Genomic DNA, 17,080 nt, shown 5'->3' with positions numbered 1-17,080 from the left:
GCAGCAGGGTGCCATAGTCGCCGAAAAACCGGCGCTTTTGCTGCTTACTTTTGCTGCTTAGCGGTGTCAGGAGCGGCTTACGTGCCCCCACTGAGCCTTGGCTTCGGGCGCCCGGCGTACTGCGCCCGGCACTGCCATCAGCATGGGAATGCTCAGTGTGAAACAACTGCCCTTGCCAGGCTCTGAACGATGACTGAGTTCGCCGCCCTGCAACTCGACCAGTTTCCGACAGATCGCCAGACCGATACCCAACCCGCCGTATTCGCGGGTCATGGAGCCATCGACCTGCAGGAAGTGCTGATACAGCAAAGCTTCGTCCAGATGGCTGAAACCAATCCCGCTGTCCATCACTTCAACGCGCAGGTGCATGCGCTCCAGATCCTGCGGCTGCCCACTGAAACGCACCTGCACTGCGCCCTTGCGGGTGAACTTGATCGCGTTGTCCACCAGGCATTCAAGGCACTGGTAGAGCTTGCCGGCATCGCCGCGAATGCCGGGCGGCAGCTTATCGTCCAGATCAAGCGTCAGTGTCAGGCCCTTGGATTGCGCTGCCCCGCTGAAGCGCTCACGCAACCTGTCAACCAGATCGACGGGCGCAAACGCGCTGCATTCGGCATACAGCACACCGGCCTGAAGCTCGGTGAGGGTCAAAATGCCGTTGATCATGCTCATCATGTCCCGCGCAGAACTGGCCGCCGTTTGCTGGTACATCTCGACTTCGTCGTCCATGTCGAGCGTCTGCATCACCTCCAGCGAGCCGATCACCCCGTTCATCGGCGTGCGCAATTCGTGGGTGAGCGTGGCAAGAAATTCGTCTTTGAGCCGGTTGCTGGTTCAGGCGTTCCAGATCCTTGCCGTAAGCCAGCAAGGTTTGTTCCTGTTGGTAACGGGCATGGTTGATGCGGTCCGCCAGCGCCATCGACAAGAACGCCATTTCCAGCAATGTGCCGATGTGCGAGGCGTACATGGTCAGGAAGGTGTTGGGCAGGTAACCCATCAGCATCAGCCCGAAGACCAGCCCGCCGATCATGAAGACCGACCAGGCAAGCACAAAGTAGCGCCCCACACGCTCACCTTTCACGACGGCGACGATGCCGGCCAGATAAATCGTCAAGGCGCCGGCCATCACCAGCTGCGTGGCAGCGCGCAACGCCGGCCCGTAGCTGAGGAACAAGGCGATGCACATCACCAGCACGGCAGCGCCAATGAGGGTCAACAGCGAACGATCGAGCCAGCGGCCCAGCCGCACAGTGCCCAGAAAGCTGCGTGTGAACTGACAGGCAAACAACGTGGCCAGCGCCATCAGGAACGGCGTTGAGGCGTTCGCCCACCAGGGGCTGTCAGGCCACAAGTACTCGATGGCGACCCCGTTGATCGACATCTGATACAGCCCGAAGGCGGCCACGTACAACAGGTAATAAAGGTAATCGGGCTCGCGCACGCTGAGGTAGATGAACAGGTTGTAGACCAGCATGCCGAGCAGCACGCCGTAGATCAGGCCAAACACGTAGATCTTGGTGGGCTGCGCCTCTAAATAGGCGTGTGTGGACCAAAGGTTGAGCGGTGCCTGTACCGAACCTTCGCTGCTGATACGCACATACAGGGTGCGCGTCTGGCCTGGCGGCAGCTCCAGCTGAAAGAGGTAGTTATTCTGGGCGAATTGACGGCTGGCGAAAGGCAGCATGTCGCCGGTCTGCCAGGTCAGTGTCGGACGGCCGTTGGCATCTGGCGCGTAAAAGTCGACCCGGTCCATCGGCGGATACGCCAGCTCCAGCAGCCAGTCGTTGTGAATATCGGCATCGGCGGGACGATACGAAAGCTCGACTTTCAGCCAGAACGCAGAGCGCGAATAGCCTGCATTGAAGGTGCCAGCGGGTGCGGGCCGAAAGGCTTGCGCCCCGGCTGGCGAACTGACGCTGTCGATGGTCGCTGTGCCGGTCGGGTCTTCAAAAACCTGAACGGCACGGCCCAGCGGCAGAAAACGAGTGTTCTCATCAAACTCGACCGCGTGACTCTGCAACGGCAGCCAGAAAGCCAGGATGATCAACAGATAGCGCATTGAAGCCCCAAGGTAGGTCGTCGCGTTCAATCCATCCGTTGATGACGACGTCCTGCAGATTTCTATCCTTGAAACAGGCTAATGATTCAAACAGACCATTGAACGTGGAAATGCACCAGCAGACATCGCTATAAAAACACCCGCAAACCGCCAACAACCGGCCTGCCACTGAAGCATAGTCGCTAATAGCGTAAAGACAGTATCGCGATAAAAATCAAAGCAATAGCTCTATATCGGTCATTTCAGAGCAAACGTGAGTATTTTTGCGCGTCGCCGGGCACGCGTAGAGTGCGGCTGGCAGACGCATGCAGAACGTATGCAAAACACGTGCAAATCGTAGGCAGCACTTATGCAAACTACATGTGCAATAAAAAGCGGGTGCACCAGCGGTCCGTGAAAGGTTTAGTGATAAGCTCGCGCACCATGAATATCTATAGCTCCCGCCCCGTTGTCCTCTGCCTCTCCGGCCACGACCCTAGTGGCGGCGCCGGTATACAGGCCGATATCGAAGCCCTGCTCGCCCAAGGCTGCCATGCCGCTCCCGCCATTACTGCGCTCACCGTGCAAGACACCGTGAACGTCAGTGATTTTCGGGTGCTGGACCGTGAATGGGTCATGGCCCAGGCCAATGCCATCCTGAATGATTCGAGCGTGGCCGCGGTCAAGCTGGGCATGCTGGGTTCACTGGAAATGGTCGACACCGTTGTTGAACTACTGCAGGCCAACCCACACGTGCCAGTGGTCTGCGACCCGGTGCTGCGTGCCGGCGGTGGTGGGCGCCTGGGCAAGGATGAAGTCGGCTATGCCATGCGCGAACAACTGCTGCCGCTGTCAACCATCGCCACACCCAATCTTCCGGAAGCGCGCATTCTGGCCGAATTGCCTGAAGGCACGGCAGATGAGTGCGCAGCTAAACTGCTGCCGTTTTGTCAGCACCTGCTAATCACGGGCGGGCATGGCGACGAACAGCAAATCCACAACCGCCTGTACATCCGCGGTGGCCAGACCCACACCTTCGTCTGCGAACGGTTGCCGGGCAGCTACCACGGCTCCGGCTGCACATTGGCCAGTACGCTGGCCGGGCGTCTTGCCCAGGGAGAAGAACTGGTCAGCGCCGTGAAGTCGGCACTCGACTACACCTGGCGCACACTGCGCGATGCCGAACAGCTGGGCCGGGGGCAATTTGTGCCTCGTCGCCTGCCGCTGGATTTTTGCTCGTAACGCACTGCCATGAGGCTCGATTCATGAAACTACGTGGCCTGTATGCCATCACCGACAGCCAGTTGCTGACCGGCAAATTTCTGTCTTATGTCGAGGCTGCGCTGGACGGCGGCGTGACGCTGCTGCAATACCGCGACAAAACCGGTGACGACTCCCGCCGTCTGCGCGAAGCGACCGAACTGCTCAAACTTTGCGAACGCTACAAGACGCGGCTGATTATCAACGACGACGCCGAGCTGGCGGCTCGTCTGGGGGTTGGTGTGCATTTGGGGCAGACCGACGGTTCTTTGCCGGATGCCCGCGCCCTGCTGGGGCACAAGGCGATCGTCGGTGCTACGTGCCACGGCCAGCTTGAGCTGGCGGAACAAGCCAAGGCTGACGGCGCGACCTACGTGGCGTTTGGCAGGTTCTTCAATTCGCAGACCAAGCCCGGCGCACCGGCCGTGCCGCTGGACCTGATCGCCCAGGTCCGCGCCAGGGTTCATTTGCCGATTGCGGTGATCGGCGGCATCACCCTGGAAAACGCCCCGCAACTGGTCGAGCACGGCGCTGACCTGCTGGCCGTGGTGCATGGCCTGTTCGGCGCCGAAACCCCACAGGAAGTCACCCGTCGGGCGAAAGCGTTTATGGCGTTGTTGTAGAGCGCAATCGCTGCCACAAAACTCGTGCTCCCATGCTCGGAGCATTGGCATGATAGTCATATGTGCGCGCTTCATTTGATATAGTGCGCGTTCCTGCGCCTGCTCTGGCTCATGCCACTCAATAAAGCAGCCCGGTATAAAGCTGCCCGCCTCGGCTGACCCCAGCGTAGACACGAATTCCCCGTTTCAAAGCAGAGACCCGACCATGTCCCGTTCCGAAACACTGTTCGCCAATGCCCAAAAACACATTCCCGGTGGCGTCAATTCGCCAGTTCGCGCGTTCAAGAGCGTGGGGGGGACGCCGCTGTTCTTCAAGCATGCTGCTGGCGCTTACGTGACTGACGAAGACGACAAACGCTACGTTGACTACGTCGGCTCCTGGGGCCCGATGATTCTGGGCCATAGCCACCCGGACGTGCTCGATGCCGTGCGCAATCAGCTGGAACACGGTCTGTCTTACGGTGCGCCAACCGCGATGGAAACCGAGATGGCCGATCTGGTCTGCGAGCTGGTGCCGTCCATGGAAATGGTGCGCATGGTCAGCTCGGGCACCGAAGCGACCATGAGCGCGATTCGTCTGGCCCGTGGCTTCACCGGCCGCGATAGCATCATCAAGTTCGAAGGCTGCTACCACGGCCACTCCGACAGCCTGCTGGTCAAGGCCGGCTCCGGCGCACTGACGCTGGGCGTGCCAAGCTCGCCGGGCGTACCGGCGGCCTTCGCCAAACATACCCTGACCGTACCCTTCAACGACCTGAACGCCGTGCGCGACCTGCTGGCCGAAGTGGGCCAGGAAGTGGCGTGCATCATCGTCGAGCCCGTTGCAGGCAACATGAACTGCGTCCCGCCCGCGCCAGGCTATCTGCAAGGGCTGCGCGCCCTGTGCGACGAGCATGGCGTGGTGCTGATTTTCGACGAAGTGATGACCGGTTTTCGTGTGGCCCTCGGTGGTGCACAGGCTTACTACGATGTGAAGCCTGATCTGAGCACGTTCGGCAAGATCATCGGCGGCGGCATGCCGGTGGGCTGCTTTGGCGGCAAACGCGAAATAATGTCGCACATCGCGCCGCTCGGCCCGGTCTATCAAGCCGGCACCCTGTCGGGCAACCCTCTGGCGATGGCCGCTGGCCTGACCACTTTGCGCCTGATCAGCCGCCCAGGCTTTCACGATGAGCTGAGCGACTACACTCGCCGCCTGCTCGAAGGCCTGCAACAAAGGGCTGACGCCGCGGGCATCGCGTTCGTGACGACTCAGGCAGGCGGCATGTTCGGCCTGTACTTCAGCGATGCAAGCGAAATTGTTACGTTTGAAGATGTGATGACCAGCGATGCCGAGCGCTTCAAGCGCTTCTTCCACCTGATGCTGGAAGGTGGCGTCTACCTTGCGCCAAGTGCCTTTGAAGCCGGTTTCACCTCTATTGCCCACGGCGATGCCGAGTTGAAACTGACACTTGATGCCGCAGAAAAAGCCTTCGCTGCGCTCAAATAAGCACGCCAGACGCACTTGCGCGGTGTGTCATTGAACCGGCGCAAGTGAAGTCTGTGAATGAAACGGAACGTTAAGTGCGTATTTTGCTTCTACAATGCAGTGCGAAAGCTGCAAATACACGGCACTGGAAGTTTGGTTTCAGGCAATACACCCGTAAAAACGGGTTTTTCCTCGCCGTGCAGCAGAAAATCCGTAAAGACTTTGTAAGGTTGGCTCTGCTTATTTCATAATGCGCAGCCAGCACGTTTAGCTGGTCGGGCATGCCCGCACCTTTTTCAGAGGTAAGTCGACTCCCATGAACCGCACCGGCCGCACCCTTGTATTGGGCTGCCTGTTGCTTGTCTATCCCCTGCTGGCGACTGCCGGCGGCAACTCGTTGTTAATCCCGGCGATGGGTCGTTGCACCCTCAATACCCAGCCAGAGAACCTGCCTGCTGCGCTCGCAGCCTGTCAGCAGGCCGCTCAGGGCGGGGATGCTCAGGCGCAATACGAGTTGGGTGAGTTCTATTACGAGGGCAGAAATGCACCTCGCGATTTGCCGCAGGCGCTGAATTACTTCGAGCAGGCTTCATTGCAGGGCCACGCTCAGGCGCAGTACCAGCTGGGCTTGATGTTCAGCCGGGGAGAAGGGGTGCAGGCCAATAACATTCAGGCGTACATCGTGCTGAAAATGGCCGCCGTCAATGGCTCGGAAGACGCGCTGGACGCAGCAGACGAAGTGTCGGCGAAAATGAAGCGCGAAGACCTCGAAGTGGCCACTCAGGTACTCGGTCAGATTTTCCGCAAATACCTGCTTGAACTGCAAACCGCCGAAGGCCGCAGTCCCTTCTCGCCACTGCCCTGATCCGCGTTAGCTCAGGGCAATCGCTGCTCATACCCCAGGCAACTATTTTTCCGGCATCGGCATGGGAAACGGCATCACATTGCTGGTGCCGCGTGCTTCGCTGATCTTGGGCACGCCCATGCGCTCGACTTCATCGATACGCACAATCGAATGCATCGGCACAAAACTGCGCACCACGCCTTCGAACTGGGCCTTGAGCTTCTCTTCGCTGGGGTCTACCACGACAGTCGTGCGCTCGCCGAAGACGAATTCTTCCACTTCCAGAAAGCCCCACAGATCACTTTGATAGATCTGTTTGGCATACATTTCAAACACCTGTCCCTGGTTGAGGAAAATCACCTTGTAGATTGGAGCTTCGCGTTTGGTCATAACGGGCGGTTAACGATCAGAGATGAAAAAGGGGCGCGGACTATAGCATGTCCATCAGACAGCCAACGCTAGGAACCGGAGCCCTTCATCCTTATAATGCTCGGTTCACTGAATCGGTTGATGATCACGCATGGCCAAGAAGCTTTACATCGAAACCCACGGTTGCCAGATGAACGAGTACGACAGCTCGCGCATGGTCGATCTGCTGGGCGAACATCAGGCTCTGGAAGTCACCGCTCGCGCGGAAGACGCCGACGTGATCCTGCTCAACACCTGCTCGATTCGCGAGCGCGCGCAAGACCGGGTCTATTCGCAGCTCGGCCGCTGGCGTGAGCTGAAACTGGCCAACCCCGAGATGGTGATTGCCGTCGGCGGCTGTGTTGCCAGTCAGGAAGGTGCGGCCATCCGCGACCGCGCGCCCTACGTGGACGTGGTCTTCGGCCCGCAAACATTGCACCGCCTGCCAGAAATGATCGACGCAGCGCGCATCACCCGCTTGCCGCAGGTCGATGTTTCATTCCCCGAGATCGAAAAATTCGACCACTTGCCCGAGCCGCGCGTGGATGGCCCGAGTGCTTACGTGTCGGTGATGGAAGGCTGCAGCAAGTACTGCACCTTCTGCGTGGTGCCCTACACGCGCGGCGAAGAAGTCAGCCGACCGTTCGATGACGTGCTGACCGAGGTCACTCACCTGGCCGAACACGGCGTGCGCGAAGTCACACTGCTGGGGCAGAACGTCAACGGTTATCGCGGCACCACCCATGACGGGCGAGTCGCCGACCTGGCCGATCTGATTCGGGCAGTTGCCGTCGTCGATGGCATCGACCGCATTCGTTACACCACCTCGCACCCGCTCGAGTTTTCCGACAGCCTGATTCAGGCGCACGCCGACGTGCCGGAACTGGTCAAGCACTTGCATTTGCCGGTGCAGTCAGGTTCGGACCGCATTCTGGCGGCCATGAAACGCAACCACACCACGCTGGAATACAAGTCCAGGCTGCGCAAGCTTCGGGCGGCAGTGCCGGGTATCAGCATCAGTTCCGACTTCATCGTTGGCTTCCCCGGTGAAACCGAAAAGGATTTCGACAACACCATGAAGCTGATCGAAGACGCCGGTTTCGACTTCTCGTTCTCGTTCATTTACAGCCCGCGCCCCGGCACACCGGCCGCCGACCTGAAAGACGACACACCGGAAGCGCTGAAAAAAGAGCGACTGGCCGCGTTGCAACATCGCCTGAACCAACAGGGTTTCGAGATCAGCCGACAGATGGTTGGCAGCATCCAGCGTATTCTGGTTACAGATTACTCAAAGAAAGACCCCGGCGAACTGCAAGGTCGCACCGAGAACAACCGGATTGTCAATTTTCGCTGCAACAATCCCCGCCTGATCGGGCAATTTGCCGACGTACACATTGATGATGCGCAGCCCCACTCGTTGCGTGGCTCGCTGCTACAGTAAACCTTTAGTGTCGGTGCAGAAGCGAATCGGCGAATGAATTCGTTTCTGCGCGGTCCCTACCATTGAGCACGGTGAACCCTTGGCACAGCCTTTAACACGGCAAAGCTTTCGCACCACCACTGCCAGGGGGTATTCTTCAATACATCTCAATTGCCGCCGGACGGCCATTAAACGACCTTGAACGCACCCATAGAACCTCATCGCTTCACCCTCGAGCCATTCGAGGCCCATCGTTTCGCCAACTTGTGCGGGCAACTCGACGAGCACTTGCGCCTGATCGAACAACGCCTGGACATCGAGATCCGCAATCGCGGCAATCAATTCGAACTCATCGGCGAAACCACTCAAACCCGATCCGCCGAGAACCTTCTGCGCCGCCTGTACCGGGAAACCAAGGGTACCGAGCTGACGCCGGACATGGTCCACCTGTTTCTTCAGGAATCAGGCGTCGACGGCCTGGACAACCACCCTGCCGCCGAAGTCGGCGTCTCGCTGCGCACCAAAAAGGGCATGATTCGCCCGCGCGGCCTGAATCAGCAGCGTTACGTCAAGGAAGTCCTCAGCAACGATATCAACTTCGGTATCGGCCCTGCGGGGACTGGCAAGACGTACCTGGCGGTTGCCTGCGCGGTCGATGCGCTGGAGCGCGAGCAGATTCGCCGCATCCTGCTGGTGCGCCCGGCCGTTGAGGCGGGCGAGAAGCTCGGCTTCCTGCCTGGCGATCTGGCGCAGAAGATCGACCCGTACCTGCGCCCGCTGTACGACGCACTTTACGAGATGCTCGGCTTCGAATACGTCGCCAAACTGATCGAGAAACAGGTCATTGAAGTGGCACCGCTGGCGTACATGCGCGGACGCACCCTTAATAACAGCTTCATCATTCTCGACGAAAGTCAGAACACTACCGTCGAGCAGATGAAGATGTTCCTGACCCGTATCGGCTTTGGCTCCACGGCCGTGATCACCGGCGACATTACCCAGGTCGACCTGCCCAAGGGCTCGCGGTCGGGGCTGACGCATGTCATCGATGTGCTCAAGGACGTGCCAGGTATCAGCTTCACGCATTTCAAACCCAAGGATGTGGTTCGCCATCCGCTGGTGCAGCGCATTGTCGAGGCCTACGAGCGCTTCGATGACCAGCTCAGCGACGGCCCGTCGGGCAACAACGGTTATTCACGGGACAAGAATCGCAATGCTTGAGCTGGACCTGCAGGTTGCGAGTGAAACGCCCGCCCCCGATGAAGCCCGATTTCGCCTCTGGTGTGAAATGGGCCTGCGCCAGCGCAGTGCCGATTCCGAGCTGACCATCCGGCTGGTTGACGAAACCGAAGGCCGTGAGCTCAATCACACCTGGCGACATAAAAATTACGCTACAAACGTGCTTTCATTCCCGGCGGATGTTCCAGACGACATGCTGGACATCCCGTTGCTGGGCGACCTGGTCATCTGCGTCCCGGTGGTCAACCGCGAAGCCGCTGAACAAGGCAAGTCCATCGACGCGCACTGGGCACACATGGTCATTCATGGCTGCCTTCATCTGTTGGGTTACGACCACATCGATGATGAAGAAGCCGAAGAAATGGAAGCACTGGAACGAACGTTGCTTGAGGAGCTGGGCTACCCCGATCCTTACGCCGACGACGAAAGTGCCGACCACCCCCATTCAGACACACCCAGCAAGGACCACGAGTAAGGGCTATGAGCGAAGACCGATCGAGCAACGGGCAAAAGTCATGGTTGGGTAAACTGACCCAGGCCTTTGTCCATGAGCCGAAAAACCGCCAGGAGCTGCTTGAGCTGCTGCGCGAAGCCCACCAGAACAAACTGCTGGACAGCGAAGCGCTGGCCATCGTCGAGGGCGCCATTCAGGTGGCTGACCTGCAAGTGCGCGACATCATGGTGCCGCGTTCGCAGATGATCAGCATCAAGGCGACCCAGACCCCCCGCGAGTTCCTGCCTGCGGTCATCGACGCAGCGCACTCGCGCTACCCGGTGATCGGCGAGAGCCACGACGACGTGCTCGGCGTGCTGCTGGCCAAGGACCTGCTGCCACTGATCCTCAAGGCTGACGGCGACAGCGACGATGTCAAGAAGCTGCTGCGCCCGGCGACCTTCGTCCCCGAGTCAAAGCGCCTCAACGTGCTGCTGCGTGAATTCCGCGCCAACCATAACCACATGGCCATCGTCATTGACGAATACGGCGGCGTGGCGGGTCTGGTGACCATCGAAGACGTGCTTGAACAGATCGTCGGCGACATCGAGGATGAGCATGACGTCGAGGAAGACAGCTACATCAAACCGCTGCCCAGCGGCGACTTCCTGGTCAAGGCGCTGACCCCGATCGAGAATTTCAACGAATTCTTCGACAGCGTGTTTTCGGATGACGAGTTCGACACAGTGGGCGGCCTGGTGATGAATGCCTTCGGTCATTTGCCCAAGCGTAACGAGATCACCGAAATCGGTGCCTATCGCTTCCGCATTCTGAGCGCTGACAGCCGCCGCATCCATTTGCTGCGCGTGAGCCCGATTTCTCGCCCGTAATCACCGACTGCACACACCTGATGTTGCGTTAAGGAATCTACATGCGCTGGATAACCCGCCCCGGCTGGCCCGGTAACCTGCTGGCCCTGGCGGCTGGCGGGCTCACGACCCTGGCCCTGGCGCCTTTCGACTTCTGGCCGCTGGTGCTGGTATCGGTGGCGATGTTCTATCTGGGGCTGCGCGAGTTGAGTCCGCGCCAAGCACTGGCTCGCGGCTGGTGTTACGGCTTCGGTCTGTACGGCGCAGGCACCAGCTGGATCTACGTCAGCATCCACACCTACGGCGGTGCTTCCGCGCTGCTGGCAGGTTTGCTGATGCTGCTGTTCATCGCAGCCATCGCGCTGTTCTTTGCCCTGCCCGCCTGGGTCTGGGCGCGCTGGCTGCGACGCAACGAAGCGCCACTGGCAGATTCGCTGGCGTTTGCCGCCCTGTGGCTGTGGCAAGAGGCGTTTCGCGGCTGGTTTCTTACCGGCTTTCCGTGGCTCTATTCCGGTTACAGCCAGCTCGACGCCCCGCTTGCCGGCCTCGCGCCGGTTGGCGGCGTCTGGCTGATTTCATTTGCGCTGGGCCTGACCGCTGCACTGTTGTGCAACCTGCACCGCTTGCGGGCACGCAAATCGTTTCTGGCCATGGGCGTGCTGCTGTTGCTGGCACCGTGGGTCGCAGGTCTGGCGCTCAAGAATCACGCCTGGACCTCGCCTTCCGGCCCGCCGCTGAAAGTGGCGGCCATGCAGGGCAACATCGAACAAAGCATGAAATGGGACCCGCAAAAGCTCAACGATCAACTGGCGCTGTATCGGGACATGACCTTTCGCTCACAGCAGGCCGACCTGATTGTCTGGCCGGAAACGGCTGTGCCGGTCCTCAAGGAAAGCGCAGAAGGCTACCTGTCGATGATGGGCAAGTTTGCTGCGGACCGCGGCGCGGCGCTGATCACGGGCGTGCCGGTGCGTGAGCCGACCGGGCGTGGCGAATACCGCTATTACAACGGCATCACCGTCACCGGCCAGGGCGACGGCACTTATTTCAAGCAGAAGCTCGTTCCGTTCGGTGAATACGTGCCGTTGCAGGACCTGTTGCGCGGGCTGATCTCCTTCTTCGACCTGCCGATGTCCGACTTCGCACGCGGCCCGAACGATCAGGCTCTATTGCAGGCCAAGGGTTATCACATCGCGCCGTTCATCTGCTATGAAGTGGTTTATCCGGAGTTCGCCGCAGGCCTGTCGGCGCAGAGCGATCTGCTGTTGACGGTCAGCAATGACACCTGGTTCGGCACCTCGATCGGTCCTCTGCAACATTTGCAGATGGCCCAGATGCGCGCCCTTGAAGCGGGACGCTGGATGATCCGCGCGACCAACAATGGTGTTACTGCGCTGATCGACCCGTTCGGCAGGATCACCGTGCAGATTCCGCAGTTCGAGCGTGGCGTGCTGTACGGCGAGGTGGTGCCGATGCACGAACTCACGCCGTATCTGCACTGGCGCTCGTGGCCACTGGCAATTGTCTGCCTGCTGTTATTTGGCTGGGCGTTGCTGGCGGCCCGGATCTCCAAGACTGTCTGACCGATTGCACAAAGCCGGTTCCAGCTGTTTTCAGCTGGAATCGGCTTCCTCTCAGTGACCGCTTCGATAAATCCACGGGTAAACCAGTAAACCCGCCGCTTCGTTAAGCAACACCCCGCTCTGCGTGAACACACGACTCTCGGGCAACCAGCCGCCAAAGGGCCGGGCATTGTCCACCCCAAGAAAGCCGACCGGCGCACTCACCACGGTAAAACCCGCCTGCTCGAAACTCCATCGCGCCCTTGGCATATGCCAGGCCTGCGTGACCAGCACCACGCGTTTGATGCCCTGAGGTCGCAGAACCGCGGCGGTCATTGTCGCGTTTTCCCACGTGGTACGGCTCAGACCTTCCTGCCAACGCACTGTCACGCCGAAGTCCTGCTGCAGCGCTTGCGCCATGATCGACGCTTCGCTGGGTGGCTGGTCGAAGTGCAAACCGCCCGCGGTCAGTATCGGCAGCCCGGACTCTTTCGCCAATCGGGCTGCCAGACGCAACCGCTCAAGGCCCAGCCCCGTCGGCGTATCGGCGCCCCAGGTGGGCGAGTTGCGCTCACGTCCGTTGCCGAGCACCACAATCGCATCCGCCTGCTGTGCTAGCGTCGCCCATTGTTGTTGCGGCAAGGGCGGGATCTGCTCCATCTTGCGCGCGGCGAACTCCACCACAGCCGGCACGCTCATCAACCATAAACCGCCCAGACCCGCAGCAAAACAGGCTGTTGCCAGACGCGGACGCGAGCGACGCAGCCACCAGCCGAGGATCAGCAGCAAAAACAGAATGCCGGGTGGCAACAAGAGGGTTTTCAACAGGTAGCGCAAAGGCATCGGGGCATCTCCAGAGATGCCCGAAGCCTAGAATGTTTGAAGCCAGGCAACAATGTTTGAAGGCGGATACCTAACCGTTACGGCCCAGCCGTGCCGATGCCCTGGCTCGTCGCTTGTCCTTCAGCCAGATGATCGTGGCTGACATTCTGGACGACTTGACCGGGCTGGCGTGTTCAGACGAATCCGTATGGCTGCCCCTGGAAATATCCATGACAGCCCCGCCTGACGTACCGACGCCTTTCTCCAGACAGGCTTCTATCAACTCGAACTCGGCGCTGCTCAACCCCTTGAGTTCAAGTTCGGCGGGCGATTCGTTTCGCAAGCGTACCGAGGTACTTGCCATTTCAAGCGCAAGCCCGAGACGATCGATCAAACGCTCATACAGCTCAGATGTGCTTACTGCGTGCTGCAACTCTGTCATCTGCTCACCTCATCGAAGATAAACGTTATCCTCGCGCTTGAGCTTAGCGGCGCTGCCGGAACCGGCATAAAACTGCGACCAACGGCCAGATAGAGCGGTCAGCCGGGCTTTGACCGCTGCACGGAGCAATCAGGGTTTCCCTCGATAGATGACCCTCATGTATGCTACGGCGCTTCCTGTAATTCCACTTCCGCGCTCTTGAGCCCGAACGCACCGCACAGACAGTTACAATTGTCAGCCCAGCGGTGCCGACCTGACTCGGCGAAGCAATGAAGAGGTCAAGGGTCACTAATCTTTAGTAAAAAGTAGCCATGCACGAACTCTATCAGCCCCGCGAAATCGAAGCCGCCGCCCAAACGTTCTGGGATGAGCAAAAGTCTTTTGAAGTCAGTGAACAGCCAGGCAAGGAAACCTTCTATTGCCTGTCGATGTTTCCTTACCCCAGCGGCAAGCTGCACATGGGCCATGTGCGCAACTACACCATCGGTGACGTGATTTCCCGCTACCAGCGCATGCTCGGCAAGAACGTCCTGCAGCCACTGGGCTGGGACGCGTTCGGCATGCCGGCTGAAAACGCCGCGATCGACAACAACGTTGCGCCGGCCAAGTGGACCTACGAAAACATCGCCTACATGAAGAACCAGCTAAAGAGCCTGGGTCTGGCGGTGGACTGGTCTCGCGAAGTCACCACCTGCAAGCCTGATTACTATCGCTGGGAACAATGGCTGTTCACTCGCCTGTTCGAGAAAGGCGTGATCTACCGCAAGAACGGCACCGTGAACTGGGACCCGATCGACCAGACCGTACTGGCCAACGAGCAGGTCATCGACGGTCGGGGCTGGCGTTCCGGCGCGCTTATCGAAAAGCGCGAAATCCCGATGTACTACTTCAAGATCACCGCCTACGCCGACGAGCTGCTGGAAAGCCTCGACGAACTGCCGGGCTGGCCTGAACAGGTCAAGACCATGCAGCGCAACTGGATCGGCAGATCGCGCGGCATGGAAGTGCAGTTCCCGTACGACCAGGCGTCGATCGGCGAAGCGGGCGCATTGAAAGTCTTCACCACACGCCCTGACACCCTGATGGGGGCAACCTACGTTGCCGTCGCCGCTGAACACCCGCTGGCGACCCTTGCAGCGCAAGGCAACCCAGCGCTGCAAGCCTTTATCGATGAGTGCAAGGGCGGCAGCGTCGCCGAAGCAGACGTTGCCACTCAGGAAAAGAAAGGCCAGCCGACCTCGTTGTTCGTCGAGCACCCGCTGACCGGCGAAAAACTGCCGGTGTGGGTCGCCAACTATGTATTGATGCATTACGGCGATGGCGCTGTCATGGCAGTCCCGGCGCACGATGAGCGCGATTTCGAATTTGCCAGCAAATACGACTTGCCGATCAAACCCGTAGTACGCACCAGCGCTGGCGATGAAACGCCTGCGCCGTGGCAAGCCGAGTACAACGAACAAGGCCCGCTGATCAATTCCGGCGAGTTCACCGGCCTGCATTTCCAGGACGCGTTCGATGCCATAGAAGCCGCTCTGGTGAAAAAAGCGCTGGGGCAGTCTCGCACTCAGTTCCGCCTGCGCGACTGGGGCATCAGCCGTCAGCGTTATTGGGGCTGCCCGATCCCGATCGTGCATTGCGACACCTGCGGCGACGTGCCGGTCCCTGAAGACCAGTTACCGGTTATCCTGCCGGAAGACGTGGTGCCCGACGGTGCTGGCTCGCCGCTGGCGCGCATGCCGCAATTCTACGAGTGCAGCTGCCCGAAATGCGGTGCACCGGCCAAGCGTGAAACCGACACCATGGACACCTTCGTCGAGTCCTCCTGGTACTACGCGCGCTACGCCTCTCCGCATTACGAAGGTGGCCTGGTCGAGCCAAACGCAGCCAACCACTGGCTGCCGGTCGACCAGTACATCGGCGGCATCGAACACGCCATTTTGCACCTGCTTTACGCGCGCTTCTTCCACAAGCTGATGCGTGACGAAGGCCTGGTGACGTCGAACGAGCCGTTCAAGAACCTGCTGACCCAGGGCATGGTCAACGCCGAAACCTACTTCCGCATGGAAACCAGCGGCAAGAAAACCTGGATCAACCCGGCCGACGTGACCCTCGAAAGAGACGCCAAGGCCAAGGTGATCAGCGCCACGTTGACCAGCGATGGCCTGCCGGTAGAAATCGGCGGCACCGAGAAGATGTCGAAGTCGAAGAAAAACGGCATCGACCCACAGACCATGATCGATCAGTACGGCGCGGATACCTGCCGTTTGTTCATGATGTTCGCCTCGCCGCCTGACATGAGCCTGGAATGGTCGGACTCGGGTGTCGAAGGCTCGCATCGCTTCCTGCGCCGTGTATGGCGTCTGGCTCAGGCGCACGTTGGTCAGGGTGCATCGGGCAGCCTGGACATCGCCGCCCTGACCGATGAGCAGAAGGCCGTGCGCCGTTCGATCCATCAGGCCATCAAGCAGGCGAGCCAGGATATTGGCCAGAATCAGAAATTCAACACCGCTGTCGCGCAAGTGATGACGCTGATGAACGTGCTGGAAAAAGCCCCTCAGGCCACGCCACAGGATCGCGCACTGCTGCAGGAAGGCCTGGAAACAGTCACCCTGCTGCTGGCACCGATCACGCCGCACATCAGCCACGAACTGTGGACGCAATTGGGCCACAATGAGCCGGTCATCGACGCTGGCTGGCCTGTGTTTGATGCCCATGCGCTGGTGCAGGACAGCCTGCAACTGGTGATTCAGGTCAACGGCAAGCTGCGCGGCCACATCGAAATGCCCGCCAGTGCCAGCCGCGAAGAAGTCGAAGCGGCGGCACGCATCAACGAGAACGTCTTGCGCTTCACTGATGGCCTGACCATTCGCAAGGTGATCGTCGTGCCTGGCAAGCTGGTCAACATCGTCGCAAGCTAACTGGATCAGGCGCCTGGCAGCTGCCGGGCGCCGAACATATTTTCAGGGCTCGCAGTGGCGGCCCAAACGGATTCAACGGGAGCATCAAGATGATCAAACGCAATTTGCTGGTGATGGGCCTGGCTGTTCTGTTGAGTGCCTGTGGCTTCCAGCTGCGTGGCACCGGCACGACCGAGTTGGCGATCAAGGAGCTGGATGTCAGCGCACGCAACGCTTACGGCGAAACCGTCACTCAGCTGACTCGCCTGTTGACCAGCTCCGGCGTCAAGGTCTACACCGGCGCGCCCTACAAGCTGATTCTGACCAGTGAGAACGAAACCCAGCGCACCATCAGCTTCTCCGGTTCGGGCCGCTCGGCGGAATACCAGCTGACCAACACGCTGACGTATGAAATTCACGGTGATCGGGACCGCCTCCTGCTGGACAACAAGGTCAGCGCAGACCGCTCCTACGTACATGACGGCAACAACCTGACCGGCTCCGATCAGGAAGCCTCGCAGGTCCGTCAGGAAATGCGCAACGACCTTATCCAGAAACTGATGGCACGCCTGCAACAACTGACGCCGTCCCGTCTGGACGAACTGCAGGCTAAGGCCGACGCAGTTGCCAAAGCCGAAGCCGACGCACTGGAAGCCGCTCAGCGGATCCGCGACGAGACGCCTCAGCAGTCGCCTGTCGAAGTACCGGCCAGGTAAGTGTGCGGGGCCAGTCATATGGCCCCGACATTCTCCAGC

General features: G+C 59.8%; 14 protein-coding genes and 1 pseudogene. 11 read left to right on the top strand and 4 right to left on the bottom strand.

Going from position 1 to position 17,080, the window contains the following annotated elements; genetic code table 11:
* Positions 1 to 66: 66 nt before the first annotated feature.
* Positions 67 to 2,059: pseudogene (locus QRN38_RS20230) on the bottom strand (sensor histidine kinase).
* Positions 2,060 to 2,482: 423 nt separating this feature from the next.
* Here QRN38_RS20230 and QRN38_RS20225 point away from each other — a divergent pair.
* The 4 genes from QRN38_RS20225 to QRN38_RS20210 all read left to right on the top strand — a co-directional run bounded on the left by QRN38_RS20225 (position 2,483) and on the right by QRN38_RS20210 (position 6,254).
* Positions 2,483 to 3,280, top strand: coding sequence for a hydroxymethylpyrimidine/phosphomethylpyrimidine kinase (locus tag QRN38_RS20225; protein ID WP_057417855.1), 798 nt, complete (start codon positions 2,483 to 2,485; stop codon positions 3,278 to 3,280).
* Positions 3,281 to 3,303: 23 nt separating this feature from the next.
* Complete coding sequence (gene thiE / locus QRN38_RS20220) at positions 3,304 to 3,921, top strand: thiamine phosphate synthase (RefSeq protein ID WP_005763279.1); 618 nt, start codon at positions 3,304 to 3,306, stop codon at positions 3,919 to 3,921.
* A gap of 205 nt (positions 3,922 to 4,126) precedes the next feature.
* Complete coding sequence (gene hemL, locus QRN38_RS20215) at positions 4,127 to 5,410, top strand: glutamate-1-semialdehyde 2,1-aminomutase (RefSeq protein ID WP_007243834.1); 1,284 nt, start codon at positions 4,127 to 4,129, stop codon at positions 5,408 to 5,410.
* A 295-nt stretch (positions 5,411 to 5,705) separates the two neighbouring features.
* Positions 5,706 to 6,254: a tetratricopeptide repeat protein gene (locus QRN38_RS20210; RefSeq protein ID WP_003376593.1), complete on the top strand. Its 549-nt coding sequence runs from the start codon at positions 5,706 to 5,708 to the stop codon at positions 6,252 to 6,254.
* 42 nt (positions 6,255 to 6,296) lie between these two features.
* Here QRN38_RS20210 and QRN38_RS20205 read toward each other — a convergent pair whose 3' ends face one another.
* Positions 6,297 to 6,623 carry a DUF1820 family protein gene (locus tag QRN38_RS20205; RefSeq protein WP_003376591.1) on the bottom strand — a complete coding sequence of 109 codons (327 nt, stop codon included), beginning with the start codon at positions 6,621 to 6,623 and terminating at the stop codon, positions 6,297 to 6,299.
* Between the two features lie 130 nt (positions 6,624 to 6,753).
* On the opposite strand from QRN38_RS20205, the gene miaB reads away from it, so the two are divergent.
* From miaB to lnt, 5 genes are all read left to right on the top strand, one after another.
* Entirely contained in the window at positions 6,754 to 8,082 is a 1,329-nt protein-coding gene (gene miaB, locus QRN38_RS20200) for a tRNA (N6-isopentenyl adenosine(37)-C2)-methylthiotransferase MiaB (RefSeq protein ID WP_007243835.1), read from the top strand.
* 177 nt (positions 8,083 to 8,259) lie between these two features.
* On the top strand, positions 8,260 to 9,282 hold the full coding sequence (locus QRN38_RS20195; RefSeq protein ID WP_057417856.1) for a PhoH family protein: 1,023 nt from the start codon (positions 8,260 to 8,262) through the stop codon (positions 9,280 to 9,282).
* Positions 9,275 to 9,775, top strand: a complete 501-nt coding sequence (gene ybeY / locus QRN38_RS20190; RefSeq protein WP_005620648.1) for an rRNA maturation RNase YbeY — start codon at positions 9,275 to 9,277, stop codon at positions 9,773 to 9,775. Before QRN38_RS20195 ends, ybeY begins: the two co-directional genes overlap by 8 nt.
* A 5-nt stretch (positions 9,776 to 9,780) precedes the next feature.
* Positions 9,781 to 10,623 (top strand): CorC family transporter, encoded by an 843-nt coding sequence (locus tag QRN38_RS20185; RefSeq protein ID WP_007243836.1) that lies wholly within the window; start codon positions 9,781 to 9,783, stop codon positions 10,621 to 10,623.
* 41 nt (positions 10,624 to 10,664) lie between these two features.
* Positions 10,665 to 12,185 carry an apolipoprotein N-acyltransferase gene (lnt, locus tag QRN38_RS20180; protein WP_007243837.1) on the top strand — a complete coding sequence of 507 codons (1,521 nt, stop codon included), beginning with the start codon at positions 10,665 to 10,667 and terminating at the stop codon, positions 12,183 to 12,185.
* A gap of 51 nt (positions 12,186 to 12,236) precedes the next feature.
* Here lnt and QRN38_RS20175 read toward each other — a convergent pair whose 3' ends face one another.
* Both QRN38_RS20175 and QRN38_RS20170 read right to left on the bottom strand, forming a co-directional pair.
* Positions 12,237 to 13,007: a YdcF family protein gene (locus QRN38_RS20175; RefSeq protein WP_057417857.1), complete on the bottom strand. Its 771-nt coding sequence runs from the start codon at positions 13,005 to 13,007 to the stop codon at positions 12,237 to 12,239.
* Between the two features lie 70 nt (positions 13,008 to 13,077).
* Positions 13,078 to 13,428: a hypothetical protein gene (locus QRN38_RS20170; protein ID WP_054090161.1), complete on the bottom strand. Its 351-nt coding sequence runs from the start codon at positions 13,426 to 13,428 to the stop codon at positions 13,078 to 13,080.
* A 311-nt stretch (positions 13,429 to 13,739) separates the two neighbouring features.
* On the opposite strand from QRN38_RS20170, the gene leuS reads away from it, so the two are divergent.
* Both leuS and QRN38_RS20160 read left to right on the top strand, forming a co-directional pair.
* The gene (gene leuS / locus QRN38_RS20165; RefSeq protein ID WP_011105190.1) at positions 13,740 to 16,346 is read left to right on the top strand and encodes a leucine--tRNA ligase; all 2,607 of its coding nucleotides are present in this window, start codon (positions 13,740 to 13,742) and stop codon (positions 16,344 to 16,346) included.
* A gap of 89 nt (positions 16,347 to 16,435) precedes the next feature.
* Positions 16,436 to 17,041, top strand: coding sequence for an LPS-assembly lipoprotein LptE (locus tag QRN38_RS20160; RefSeq protein WP_005763254.1), 606 nt, complete (start codon positions 16,436 to 16,438; stop codon positions 17,039 to 17,041).
* Positions 17,042 to 17,080: the final 39 nt, after the last annotated feature.

The sequence above is a fragment of the Pseudomonas sp. CFBP2511 genome (genome assembly GCF_030209255.1).
In the GTDB taxonomy this organism is placed as follows: Bacteria; Pseudomonadota; Gammaproteobacteria; order Pseudomonadales; family Pseudomonadaceae; genus Aquipseudomonas; species Aquipseudomonas avellanae.
This window is presented reverse-complemented; position numbering and strand designations above follow the sequence as displayed.

Excerpts from the sequence above, each read along its gene's own strand:
- lnt (WP_007243837.1), top strand. The coding sequence starts at position 10,665 with ATGCGCTGGATAACCCGCCCCGGCTGGCCCGGTAACCTGCTGGCCCTG.
- QRN38_RS20210 (WP_003376593.1), top strand. The coding sequence starts at position 5,706 with ATGAACCGCACCGGCCGCACCCTTGTATTGGGCTGCCTGTTGCTTGTC.
- QRN38_RS20160 (WP_005763254.1), top strand. The coding sequence starts at position 16,436 with ATGATCAAACGCAATTTGCTGGTGATGGGCCTGGCTGTTCTGTTGAGT.
- QRN38_RS20170 (WP_054090161.1), bottom strand. The coding sequence starts at position 13,428 with ATGACAGAGTTGCAGCACGCAGTAAGCACATCTGAGCTGTATGAGCGT.
- QRN38_RS20185 (WP_007243836.1), top strand. The coding sequence starts at position 9,781 with ATGAGCGAAGACCGATCGAGCAACGGGCAAAAGTCATGGTTGGGTAAA.
- ybeY (WP_005620648.1), top strand. The coding sequence starts at position 9,275 with ATGCTTGAGCTGGACCTGCAGGTTGCGAGTGAAACGCCCGCCCCCGAT.
- QRN38_RS20205 (WP_003376591.1), bottom strand. The coding sequence starts at position 6,623 with ATGACCAAACGCGAAGCTCCAATCTACAAGGTGATTTTCCTCAACCAG.
- miaB (WP_007243835.1), top strand. The coding sequence starts at position 6,754 with ATGGCCAAGAAGCTTTACATCGAAACCCACGGTTGCCAGATGAACGAG.
- QRN38_RS20175 (WP_057417857.1), bottom strand. The coding sequence starts at position 13,007 with ATGCCTTTGCGCTACCTGTTGAAAACCCTCTTGTTGCCACCCGGCATT.
- hemL (WP_007243834.1), top strand. The coding sequence starts at position 4,127 with ATGTCCCGTTCCGAAACACTGTTCGCCAATGCCCAAAAACACATTCCC.
- thiE (WP_005763279.1), top strand. The coding sequence starts at position 3,304 with ATGAAACTACGTGGCCTGTATGCCATCACCGACAGCCAGTTGCTGACC.
- leuS (WP_011105190.1), top strand. The coding sequence starts at position 13,740 with ATGCACGAACTCTATCAGCCCCGCGAAATCGAAGCCGCCGCCCAAACG.
- QRN38_RS20225 (WP_057417855.1), top strand. The coding sequence starts at position 2,483 with ATGAATATCTATAGCTCCCGCCCCGTTGTCCTCTGCCTCTCCGGCCAC.